Origin of the sequence: Vibrio ichthyoenteri ATCC 700023, assembly GCF_000222605.1 — a bacterium.
GTDB classification, from domain to species: domain Bacteria; phylum Pseudomonadota; class Gammaproteobacteria; order Enterobacterales; family Vibrionaceae; genus Vibrio; species Vibrio ichthyoenteri.
The window spans coordinates 29,900-42,205 of sequence record NZ_AFWF01000231.1 but is presented as its reverse complement, the minus strand read 5'-3'; the positions used below and the strand labels follow the sequence as shown (position 1 = coordinate 42,205).

The following is a 12,306-nucleotide window of genomic DNA, read 5'->3' as shown; positions in this document are numbered from 1 at the left end:
CTTATTTGGCACAACAGCAAACATGACGACATAAAAAAGTGCACCTTTCTTGGTGCGCTTTTTCGTCAATAAAAGATCTAACACCAGAAAGGTAAAAACGAGAAAAGATGACGCTCTGTTAGCGGTTATTTAAAAAACGCTGCCACTGCTCTATCGCTAGTGAAAAATCCTCTAGCCCACAACTTGCGGTGCTTTCACAATCATAGAAATCGTATTCACTATCAGCATCCAGCTCTTCACCATGCAGTAACACGTTTTCTTGCACGGTCACTTCATCACCGAGAATAGAAAGGCTGATTTCCTTACCCAACAGCATATGCTCTTGCTGTGGCGCAGCCAAAGCTTTGTCAATCAGTTGCTCAACTTGATCAATCTTCTGTGCATCTTTACCAATCTCTTCTTGCAGCCAACGCCCAACGATTTCATGCCCCATGCTGCATTTTACGTAGTATTCGCCCATTAAGGTGTTTCTTACAAATTCAAATTCCATCACGACGGCCTAGCAATTAAATCGCGGCGAGTATAACGACAAGCTACCTTCGACGCAAAACTGACACGGAAATTCAATGTGGCATCACTGTACTTGAGATTGAAACTGCGCTTGCGAATGCTATTTAACCCATCATTTTTACTCAAAGAGTATTCCACAACCTTATCAATATTGTTCCGATTCTAGGCCAGTGGTATCTTGCGACCTTTGTAACCAACAGCCAGTCTTCTATGCAGTTAAACGAAACCATCGCCCGACAAATCGTTGAGCGTTCGATGAAAATCATCCCTTATTCAGTCAATGTGATGGATGAGTTTGGCCGAATTATTGGCTCTGGCGATCCTACTCGGCTACGTCAACGTCATGAAGGATCGATTCTTGCCATCGCAGAGCAGCGCGTGGTGGCGATTGACTCAGCCACCGCTCAGCACCTCAAAGGGGTAAAACCGGGCATCAATTTCCCGATCATCTATCAAGATAAAGTGATTGGGGTGATTGGTATCTCAGGCGAACCTGACAACGTGCAGCAATATGGTGAACTGGTCAAAATGACCGCTGAGTTGATCGTTGAACAAGCGGCCTTGATGTCACAAGTTGAGTGGCACAAACGCCATCGCGAAGAGTTAGTGATGCAGTTGATTCAAGGGGCGCCATTGGATGACGGTCAGATCCGTGTGATTGCCGATCGTCTGGAACTTGATTTAACCAAGCCACGCATTGCCGCGGTGGTACAGGTTATGTCTGACGATGATCATGCGCCGCTCTCATTAGCAAACTTGCAGCAATTGGTGCACTTATTAGAATTTCCTGAACGCGATAATCTAGTGGGCATCTTATCGGTTTCAACCAATGAAGTAGTGGTACTAAAGCCGATTGAACTGACCAAATCTGGCTGGTCGGTTGAGAATGAACGTAAGCGCGTGACCAAACTGCTCAAGCGGGTACGCCAATTGGGTAAGTTCAAAATCCGTATGGCGTTAGGAGACTATTTTTCTGGCCCTGATGGTTTAAGTAAGTCTTATCAAACCGCCAAACTGACGTTAGACGCCATTGATGATCAAGACGGAGAAGTGTTTTTCTACCAAAACCACCGCTTGCCTGTTCTGCTAAGCAGCCTATTTGAAGAGTCTTGGAAAGTGGAGCAGATCAAAGAACCATTTGATTTGCTGCTGCAAAAAGACAACAAAGGCACACTGGTAAAAACCTTGAAGGCATTTTTTGCACAGAACTGTGATGCTTATCAAACTTGCCAAATACTGCATATTCACCGCAATACCCTACGTTATCGCCTAGAACGCATAGAAGAAATTACCCACCTAAATATCAATAACTTAGATAACAAATTGCATCTTTACCTTGCCCTAAAACTCTTCGGCCACTAGCGAGCAATTTGTGCATGCGCACAAAAACAGCGTCGTAAACGCTTGAATATTTGTTATCCACTCTAAAGACGACCAGAACACACCGCTCTATAGTCGGCACAAAATAACTCTTATAACTTAGATGGAAACAACCATGGTTGAAGTCTCTACCCTAGGCGCCTTAGCTGCTCTGATTGTGGCAATCGCGCTTATCCTACGCAAAGTTCCACCCGCTTACGGCATGATCATTGGCGCACTGGTTGGTGGTGTCATTGGTGGTGTATCACTGACTGATACCGTTTCACTGATGATTGGCGGCGCGCAAGGTATTGTCACTGCTGTATTACGCATTTTGGCTGCGGGTGTACTCGCTGGCGTGCTAATTGAATCTGGCGCCGCTACCTCGATTGCCGAAACGATTGTAAAGAAAGTAGGCGAAACCCGTGCCCTACTCGCTCTTGCTCTAGCGACTCTAATTCTGACTGCCGTTGGCGTATTCGTTGACGTTGCGGTGATCACCGTTTCTCCTATCGCTCTAGCTATCGCACAACGTGCCAACATCTCTAAAGCCGCAATTTTGCTGGCAATGGTCGGCGGCGGTAAAGCCGGTAACGTGATGTCACCAAACCCAAATGCGATCGCAGCAGCAGACGCGTTTAACGTACCACTGACCTCAGTAATGGCCGCGGGCGTGATCCCAGGTTTGTTTGGTCTTATCGTGGCTTACATGATTGCGAAGCGCCTGACTAACAAAGGCAGCATGGTGCATGAAAGCGAAGTGGTCTCCGTTGACCTAAGCAAGCTACCAAGCTTTGGCGCAGCGATTGTTGCCCCATTGGTTGCGATTGCGCTGCTTGCGCTACGTCCTATCGCAGGCATCAACATCGACCCTCTAATTGCTCTACCGCTTGGTGGCTTCCTTGGCGCAGTGGTGATGGGTCGCTTCCACGATACCAACCGCTTCGCTGTCTCTGGCCTAAGCCGTATGGCACCAGTGGCAGTAATGCTACTCGGTACAGGTACTCTAGCCGGTATCATTGCGAACTCTGGCCTAAAAGGCGGATTAATTGAGATCCTAACCGCATCAGGTTTACCGTCTTACCTACTCGCGCCGATTTCAGGTGCCATGATGTCACTGGCTACCGCATCGACGACAGCTGGTACGGCAGTCGCAGCAAGCGTATTTAGTGGCACAATCCTAGAACTTGGCGTACCTGCACTGGCTGGCGCAGCCATGATTCACTCTGGTGCAACCGTATTTGACCACATGCCACATGGTAGCTTTTTCCATGCCACTGGTGGTGCGGTGCATATGGATATTCGTGAGCGTCTAAAGCTCATCCCTTATGAGTCAGCCGTAGGTCTAATGATCGCGTTTGTCTCTACTATGATGTTCGGTGTATTTGGTCTATTTGTTTAAGGCGTTTAAGGTTATTACTATGAAAATTGTTATTGCTCCTGATTCATACAAAGAAAGTCTTAGTGCGATGGACGTCGCGATTGCGATTGAACAAGGCTTTAAGCAAGTTTTGCCAAACGCTGAATACATAAAACTACCAATGGCTGACGGCGGTGAAGGCACGGTTCAATCTTTGGTGGATGCCACTGGCGGCGAGATTATTGAGCATACGGTTACTGGCCCACTGGGTGAAAAAGTAACGGGTTTCTACGGTTTAATGGGTGATGGCAAAACAGCGATTATCGAAATGGCGGCGGCATCAGGTCTACACCTTGTTGAGCCAGCCAAGCGCAACCCAATGATCACCACAACTTTAGGTACTGGCGAGTTAATCCAAGCTGTGCTTGATAAAGGTGTTGAACACATCATCGTTGGTATTGGAGGCAGTGCAACCAATGATGGCGGCCTAGGTATGGCGCAAGCTCTCGGTATTCGTCTACTGGATGCAACGGGTCAATCACTGGGTTTTGGTGGCGGTGAGCTAGCAAAATTGCATACTATCGATATGAGCGGTCTTGATCCTCGTCTTGCACAAGTACGTTTAGAAGTGGCGTGTGATGTGGACAACCCACTATGCGGCCCTAAAGGTGCGTCGCAAGTATTCGGTCCACAAAAAGGCGCAACACCAGAGATGGTGGCACAGCTTGATAGCAACCTTGCTCACTACGCTGAGGTGATTAAGAAGCAATTGGGTCATGATGTACTAAACCGTCCAGGCGCTGGCGCGGCAGGTGGTTTAGGTGCGGCACTGATGGGCCTATTAAACGCAGAACTTCGCCCAGGCATCGAGATTGTGATGGACGCCGTTAACCTAACGGATGTGGTGGCTGACGCAGATTTAGTGATTACTGGCGAAGGTCGTATTGATAGCCAAACTATTCACGGTAAAACGCCAATTGGTGTCGCTCGCGCGGCGAAAAAACACGCGGTACCGGTAATCGGTATTTCAGGCTGTTTAACGCAAGACTGCGGTGTGGTGCATGAGCATGGTATTGATGCGGTATTCGCGGTAGTAAACCGCTCGGTCGACTTACCAACGGCGATGGCTGAAGCGGCTGAGAATATTGAATTAACGGCACGTAATGTGGCAGCGATGTTTGCGCTAAAAATCTAGATTCACTCTCTGTGTTCTGAAACAACCATGAACATTAAACCAATATCTCCTAATTAGTTGGTATTGCAGCAAGGCAGCAAACGAAGCAATCTTCTGAGCATAGTGGGCTATGTGATGATGATGTTGCTGAGAGCAAGCTAACACAGCGGCAATGACAAATAAGACGGAGATAAAAAAACCGCAGACTCTCAATCTGCGGTTTTTTATTTTCTATCAAACACACTAGTTCAATAGGGAAAGCATGAGCATTTACGCTGGCTCTTGGAAGATCACTTCATCCGCTTTCTTGGTGTACTCAGCCATCTTATGGAAGTTCAAGTAACGGTAAGTATCAGCAGCAGTGGCATCAATTTGCTTAGCGTACTCTAGGTACTCTTCCATGCTTGGAATCTTGCCTAAAATCGCACCTACCGCAGCCAGTTCCGCTGAAGCAAGATAAACGTTCGCCCCAGTACCTAAACGGTTCGGGAAGTTACGAGTCGAAGTCGACATGACTGTCGCCTTATCAGCTACGCGTGCTTGGTTACCCATACACAATGAACAGCCCGGAGTTTCAATACGCACCCCAGCGCGACCAAAGATACCGTAGTAACCTTCTTCGGTAAGCTGATCTTTATCCATCTTCGTTGGTGGAGCGACCCACAAACGCGTATCGAGCTGACCATTAAACTTCTCAAGTAATTTGCCTGCCGCACGGAAGTGGCCAATGTTGGTCATACAAGAACCGATAAAGACTTCATCGATCTGTGTACCTTGCACATCCGATAGAAGACGCGCGTCATCAGGATCGTTTGGCGCACAAAGGATCGGTTGGTCAATCTCAGCCAAATCAATTTCAATCACGTGTGCGTATTCTGCATCCGCATCCGCTTCCATCAATTCTGGTTTATCTAACCACTCTTGCATCGCAGTAATACGGCGCTCGATGGTACGACGATCGCCATAACCTTCAGAAATCATCCACTTCAACATGGTGATATTAGAGTTGAGGTATTCTTCAATCGATGCTTGAGAAAGCTTCACGGTACAACCGGCCGCAGAGCGCTCAGCTGAAGCATCAGACAGTTCGAATGCTTGCTCTACGCTAAGGTGCTCAACCCCTTCAATTTCAAGTACACGACCTGAGAATTCGTTGATCTTGCCCGCTTTTTCTACCGTCAACAGACCTTGTTGAATACCGTAGTAAGGGATGGCATGCACCAGATCACGCAGTGTGATACCCGGTTTCATTTCACCTTTAAAGCGTACCAAAATTGACTCAGGCATATCCAGAGGCATCACTCCCGTTGCTGCTGCAAAGGCGACTAAGCCAGAACCTGCAGGGAATGAAATACCCAATGGGAAACGGGTATGCGAGTCACCACCGGTACCGACAGTATCAGGCAACAACATGCGGTTTAGCCACGAGTGGATAACACCATCACCCGGGCGCAATGAAACACCTGCACGGTTCATGATGAAATCAGGTAGTGTATGGTGCGTATTCACATCTACCGGTTTCGGATATGCCGAGGTATGACAGAATGACTGCATTACCAAATCAGCCGAGAAGCCAAGACAGGCTAAATCTTTCAATTCATCACGCGTCATCGGGCCCGTCGTATCTTGCGAACCAACCGTGGTCATTTTTGGCTCACAGTATTGACCAGCACGAACACCTTCTACGCCACACGCTTTACCGACCATTTTCTGCGCCAGGGTGTAACCTTTATCAGAAGCCGTCGGATCAACCGGTTTAGCAAACAGATCGGTTTCTTCTAGACCAAGCGAAGCGCGAGCACGGCTGGTTAAGCCACGACCGATAATCAAAGGAATACGACCACCAGCACGCACTTCATCAAGCAGTACACTGCTGAGTTTAAAGCTAGAGATCTCTGTACCGTCTTTGCAAGCCACGCCTTCATATGGATAGATGTCAATTACATCGCCCATATTCATATCTTGCACGTTTAGCTCGATAGGCAACGCACCTGAATCTTCCATAGTGTTATAGAAGATTGGCGCGATCTTGCCACCTAAACAGATACCGCCAGTACGTTTGTTCGGTACGTATGGGATATCATCGCCCATAAACCAAAGCACTGAGTTGGTGGCCGATTTACGCGAAGAACCAGTACCAACAACATCCCCAACGTAAGCCAGTGGAATGCCGTCTTTTTGCAACTCTTCAATTTGCTTGATTGGTCCGACATTACCCTGATCATCAGGGGTGATACCATCGCGCTCCATCTTAAGCATTGCTTTAGCATGAACGGGAATATCTGGGCGTGACCACGCATCAGGTGCTGGAGACAAGTCATCGGTATTGGTTTCACCAGTGACTTTAAATACTTTTACTGTAATTTTTTCAGCGACTTTATTTTTCGACGTGAACCATTCAGCATCCGCCCAAGATTGTAGGACTTGCTGTGCGTGCTCGTTGCCCGCTTTGGCTTTTTCTTCCACATCGTAGAAAGAGTCAAACATCAATAACGTGTGCGATAGCGCAGTAACCGCAATTGGAGCTAACGCGGCATCATCAAGTAGTTCAATCAATGATTCGATGTTGTAGCCACCTTGCATGGTGCCTAGCAGTTGCGCTGCTTTTTCACGGCTAACCAGTGGTGATGCGACTTCGCCTTTCGCCACAGCAGTTAAGAATCCGGCTTTTACATACGCCGCTTCATCAACACCGGGTGGGATACGATTTTCAAGCAGATCAAGAATGAACGCTTCTTCACCTTGTGGGGGATTTTTAACAAGTTCGATGAGTCCAGCAACTTGCTCTGCGTCTAAAGGTTTTGGTACAACTCCTTCAGCAGCACGCTCTTCGACGTGTTTACGGTAGGCTTCAAGCACGACTTTTTCCTCTCATTGCGGTTTCTCCTCATTTTATGTTTGCTGTAACACTTATGTTTGTCACAACAAAAAAGGAGTAAACATCCTTGGAAACTTGGCTCTCCATTGCCATATTTGTCATTCTTTTAATGACTGATAAACAGCGCCAGAGAGGCCAAACTGTGGGCGGCATGATAGCAAATTTAACGATAAATTAAAATCTTACCATTTTGACCAACATAGCAACTTAAGACTAAAGTTCTACGAATAATCACCAGCCGTCCCGCAACATCACTCTGAAAATAGAGTGATGTTTATCTTAACTCAGCTATTTAAAAGACGTTCCTATTATTAAATAAACCGAATCGAAATTGTGTTCTGTGCGACCATATGCCAGCATTATTGGCCCAATTGGCGAGTCAATACCGGCAAAAATGGACCCTGCTTTGTATAACGGAGCGTCTTCAATTCCAATATCAGGATCTGACCAAACACCACCATATTCAACCGATGCACCAAGATAAAATGGCGCGGTAAACAAGCCAAAATCATTATCAAACCAACGATAACGATAAACCAAGCTGCTAAAGACTTTGTTTTGCCCAATTAAGCTATTACGTGGAATGCCAGATAGATTTAAAAAACCACCGATCTCTTCGGGATCGACAGGCACGGAAGAGTTTTTGCTTTGCACAAAACCAGTATCAATATTTGCGACCAAAGTATGGCGAGAAAAGCTGGTCGCGGCGATCAGTTTGGCGCCAAATTCGTAGGACGTGTCTTTTTCTTTACTTGTCTGCGAGATATCCCCATTTCCTTCATCGTGAGAAACGAGATAGTTAATATCGAAATAAAGCCCACGTGTTGGCAAGCTAAAATTATCTAACGTATCAATACGATAGTTAGCAAACACGCCAGTGCGCTGGAATTGGACATCACCAATAGACGGTAGTGAGGCAAACGCACCATCACCATCGGTGTATCTCAAACCAATTTTAAATTCTCGCCATAAGGTTTCTTGATAACCGAGAGCCCATTCGCCCACCCATTCGGTGTAGGTCACAGGTAAGAAATCCTGCGTCGCTTCTAGGCTAGTATCATCAAAGCCGCTTAATGGTGCATTGCGCTTTTGTTTATTGTAACGAACACCCAGTGTCGTGAACACTTTTTGCTGCGCGAATAATGGGCTGTAGAGTTCCGCTTCGATGGTTTTATCAGTACCCATTTCCAAGTTAGTACGCAGTTCTGCACCATTTTGGTTAATGTCGGTAAAGTTGGTTGAAATACCAATCGAATACTGACTATCGGTGGAGAAATCATCCTCAAGGAAAAAACGAAAATTCATGTAGTTTGGTCCCCATGATTTCTCGTTCACATCGACCACTAATACATCGTCATCGCCATCTTGGCCGTAGCGATAATTAATCAGTTCAAAACGATCCAGTGCATATAAATCTTGGACACTTTGTTCCAACTCGCGCGTCGTTACTTTGCGCCCGGTATCAATATCTAAACGGTTTTCCAATAACTCATCACTGTAGTGGGTATGGTTGTTGATCACTACATCGCGAATTTCGATCTCATCGCCATAACGTAATTGCTTACGCACCGCCTGTTTATTGTCGATATAAGCTTGGTATTGCGCAGCCGTCAATGCTAGTGCAGAGAGCTTATCGCGTTGCGCCATGGCGATATCATAACCTTCTTGATAGGCCTCAGGCATGCGATCAAACTCGGTGGTTTCCATGTCCCCCACATCAGGTAACAGCAAAACATCGCTATCATTTAGGGTTTCGGTTTGGCGACTGGTACTGCTGCGCACCAAATAATTGGACAATTGATCAGCTACGGTAAACAGATCGGTAAAATCTTCTTCCTGCTTATAATCGGTACTGATGTCCACTGCGATAACAACATCAGCGCCCAGATCTCGCGCCACATCAACGGGCATATTATTCGTCACGCCACCATCGACCAATAAATGGCCATCAAGATGATAGGGCGGCAATGCTCCCGGTACAGACATGCTCGCCATCATGGCATCAACCAAATACCCTTGATCAATAACAACAGGCTCTAACTCTACGATATCAGTTGCGACGGAACGATAAGGAATCGCAAGATCATTAAACGATTGGAAAGCAGGAAGATTCCCCGTAGTTTCGCGTAAAATCTTGAGCATCCCTTGCCCTTGAACGACACCTCGAGTGCCTTTCAGCTCTCCCCAACCAAAACCGATATCCGTCGTGAGCTGGTAACGGTCTTCATACTCTTTGTCACGAACTCGGCGCTGACTGCGGTCAACCCTATCGCGGTAACCGTTACCCCACTCAATGGTGGTCAAAAAGCTTTCTATTTCATCAGCGCTCATCCCGGTGGCATACAAACCACCAACAAACGCGCCCATACTGGTGCCCGTGACCACATCCACAGGCACTCGCATTTCTTCTAATGCTTTTAATACGCCAATATGCGCTGCACCTTTTGCGCCGCCACCGGCCAATACCACGGCCACCTTTTGACGGGTGGAGTCCTGCTCTTGTTGAGCAGCCACCGGAGATACGGCGATCATGCAAGGTAGCATGATCGATAATAGGTGAAGTTTGTTCACAAGTGACATCCCTTTCTCATCGCAATACTGAGCGCTTAACTGGCAATCTGCCTAATGCAGACTAAACAATATAAGCAAATCATTACCAGCTGAAAATATTTTTCAGCCATTGTGCAGGCTGATTACTGCACTCTTTTTTCCACTGACCTTGATTGTCCCAAACCGGCAACTTAAACGCATTGTCACAATCGAGCACTAGGTCACCTTTACCACTTGGAGCAAAACCGACCGTCGAAATGTCTTTTGGCCATGGCAGTGTCAGTTGGGTCGGAATACGGTGTTGCAAATACTCAGCATAAACGCGCAATGCACCACTCGACCCCGTCAGCTTGGTCGATTTATTATCATCGCGACCCAGCCAGATGGTGGTCACTTCGCGGCCATCCACACCAACAAACCAGCTGTCTTTGGTATCGTTACTGGTACCGGTTTTTCCCGCTAGAGCAGCCCAAGCAAACTGAGCATTGAGGAAACGGCCCGTCCCTTCAGCAACACCACGTTTCATGGCATAAGTTGTCAGCCATGCAGCATTTTGATCAACGGTTTGTTTTGCGATCGGCAATGACTGATACAACACATCACCTTCCATATCGACCACTGAACGCAAAGCAGAAAGCTTGGCCTGTTTGCCTGAATTGGTCAGCGTTTGGTACATTTGCGCGACTTGAAATGGAGTCAGCGTAAATGAGCCTAAAAACATCGATGGTACCGGACGAATTTCATCACGGTTGATACCGAGTTTTTCAAAGGTATCCACCACGTTCGGAATGCCCAATTGCATGCCTAATTGCACCGTAGGAACATTCAGTGATTTTGCTAATGCGATATATAACGGCACATCACCACGGAATTTACGATCGTAGTTGCGCGGCGACCATACCTTGCCTTTCGAGCCTTTTAAGCTCAGCGGCTTATCATTTAAGGTACTCGCGAGGCTGTATTTTTCTGGCTGTTGCAAGGCGGTTAGGTACACGGCAGGCTTAGCCAATGAACCAATCTGGCGACTGGCATTTAGTGCTCGGTTAAAACCATCATAGCCAGTGCGTTTACCACCAACCATAGCGCGGATTTCACCGCTGTGACGGTCAACCGCAATCGCCGCACCTTCGAGATCTTTACCCGCCACTTTCGCCAATTGTGGGATCTTGGTTTTAATCGCGGTTTCCAGCTCGTGCTGCGAGACCGGATCAAGTGAGGTAAATACTTTTAGCCCTTTGTCGGCTTCAAACGCTGCGCCCACTTTCTCTTTTAGCTCAATTTGCAGTTGTTGAAAGTAAGCCGGCTGGCGGCTAGCAATGCGCACATTGTCTTGAATATCCAAAGGACGACTTGCGGCATGGTCGAACTCGCTAGCGGTCAGATAGCCTTGCTGCATCATCAAACGTAAAACCAAATCACGACGTTCTTTCGCGCGATCTGGGAAGCGGACCGGGTTGTAATAAGAAGGGCCTTTAACCATCCCCACTAGGAGCGCGAGTTGATCAATGCGCAACTCTTGGATTGGCTGACCAAAGTACAAACGCGCCGCCAAACCAAAGCCATGGATCGCTTCCCCGCCACTTTGACCGAGATAAACCTCGTTAAGATACGCTTCAAGAATACGGTCTTTGTCATATCGATAATCCAAAATAACCGCAATATAGGCCTCACGGATCTTACGCCACAAGGTGCGATCACTGGTTAAAAATAGGTTCTTTGCCAACTGCTGCGTTAAGGTACTGCCACCTTGAACAGTGCGCCCTGCCTTGATGTTCGCCACCAACGCGCGGGCAATCGCGACAGGTGAAACGCCATCATGCTGATAAAAATCACGATCTTCGGTTACTAGCAGCGCATCAACCATCACTTCAGGAAATTGTTCACGGCGCAGAAACAAACGTTGCTCATCACGATTTTTCTCAAGCATACCGAGCATTTTAGGTTCGATACGCAAATAACCGAGATCACCCGGCTTTTCCAACGATTGAATACGCGTTAATCCCGATGCGTCGAAATGCAGCATTACATGACGATCAGGCTCTGGGCCATCGGTAAATTCAAACGGGCGACGCATCAATTCAATCTTGGTCGAAGAAGAGGAGTACTCCCCCGGATACTTAGGCTGACTGACCTTGCGGTAATTCAAGACATCCAGTTCATTGCGTACTTCTTTTAAACTGATTTGATCACCGGGCGATAAATTCAAAATACGCGCGTAAACCACCGTCGGTAGTTCGAACAGTTGTCCTTCAAATTTTTGCTTCACTAGGCTGTCGAGGTACATGCCAACAAAAAACAAAATTGCAAAGCCCACCAACGCTAGCTTCCAAGCGATACCCCATAAAGTTTTGATCCATGTTCGGTTGGTCGCCGTGTTTTTTTTCTTTTTCGGCGCGGCTTTAGCACGCTTCGCTCTTGGTTTAGTCGCCGGTTTACGCGGCGTTTTACTGTTTTTATCGGTCATGTTTATTGATC

The 12,306-nt window shown here is 47.2% G+C and carries 7 protein-coding genes; 3 read left to right on the top strand and 4 right to left on the bottom strand.

Annotated features, from left to right (window positions below; translation table 11 throughout):
• Window positions 1-118: 118 nt before the first annotated feature.
• Window positions 119-490: a YacL family protein gene (locus tag RH85_RS16600; RefSeq protein ID WP_039949209.1), complete on the bottom strand. Its 372-nt coding sequence runs from the start codon at window positions 488-490 to the stop codon at window positions 119-121.
• A gap of 230 nt (window positions 491-720) precedes the next feature.
• Between RH85_RS16600 and RH85_RS16595 the strand changes: the two genes are divergently transcribed.
• From RH85_RS16595 to RH85_RS16585, 3 genes are all read left to right on the top strand, one after another.
• Entirely contained in the window at window positions 721-1,872 is a 1,152-nt protein-coding gene (locus tag RH85_RS16595; protein ID WP_006713860.1) for a sugar diacid recognition domain-containing protein, read from the top strand.
• 133 nt (window positions 1,873-2,005) lie between these two features.
• Entirely contained in the window at window positions 2,006-3,271 is a 1,266-nt protein-coding gene (locus RH85_RS16590) for a GntP family permease (protein ID WP_006713859.1), read from the top strand.
• A gap of 19 nt (window positions 3,272-3,290) precedes the next feature.
• A complete protein-coding gene (locus tag RH85_RS16585; RefSeq protein ID WP_006713858.1) occupies window positions 3,291-4,424 on the top strand; it encodes a glycerate kinase in 1,134 nt (377 codons plus the stop codon).
• A gap of 249 nt (window positions 4,425-4,673) precedes the next feature.
• On the opposite strand, the gene acnB is transcribed toward RH85_RS16585, so the two are convergent.
• The 3 genes from acnB to mrcB form a co-directional block, all read right to left on the bottom strand.
• On the bottom strand, window positions 4,674-7,262 hold the full coding sequence (gene acnB / locus RH85_RS16580; RefSeq protein WP_006713857.1) for a bifunctional aconitate hydratase 2/2-methylisocitrate dehydratase: 2,589 nt from the start codon (window positions 7,260-7,262) through the stop codon (window positions 4,674-4,676).
• Window positions 7,263-7,569: 307 nt separating this feature from the next.
• Window positions 7,570-9,861 (bottom strand): patatin-like phospholipase family protein, encoded by a 2,292-nt coding sequence (locus tag RH85_RS16575; RefSeq protein WP_006713856.1) that lies wholly within the window; start codon window positions 9,859-9,861, stop codon window positions 7,570-7,572.
• A gap of 73 nt (window positions 9,862-9,934) precedes the next feature.
• Window positions 9,935-12,295 (bottom strand): penicillin-binding protein 1B, encoded by a 2,361-nt coding sequence (mrcB, locus tag RH85_RS16570; protein WP_006713855.1) that lies wholly within the window; start codon window positions 12,293-12,295, stop codon window positions 9,935-9,937.
• Window positions 12,296-12,306 lie beyond the last annotated feature (11 nt).

Excerpts from the sequence above, each read along its gene's own strand:
- RH85_RS16600 (WP_039949209.1), bottom strand. The coding sequence starts at position 490 with ATGGAATTTGAATTTGTAAGAAACACCTTAATGGGCGAATACTACGTA.
- mrcB (WP_006713855.1), bottom strand. The coding sequence starts at position 12,295 with ATGACCGATAAAAACAGTAAAACGCCGCGTAAACCGGCGACTAAACCA.
- RH85_RS16595 (WP_006713860.1), top strand. The coding sequence starts at position 721 with ATGCAGTTAAACGAAACCATCGCCCGACAAATCGTTGAGCGTTCGATG.
- RH85_RS16575 (WP_006713856.1), bottom strand. The coding sequence starts at position 9,861 with ATGTCACTTGTGAACAAACTTCACCTATTATCGATCATGCTACCTTGC.
- RH85_RS16590 (WP_006713859.1), top strand. The coding sequence starts at position 2,006 with ATGGTTGAAGTCTCTACCCTAGGCGCCTTAGCTGCTCTGATTGTGGCA.
- RH85_RS16585 (WP_006713858.1), top strand. The coding sequence starts at position 3,291 with ATGAAAATTGTTATTGCTCCTGATTCATACAAAGAAAGTCTTAGTGCG.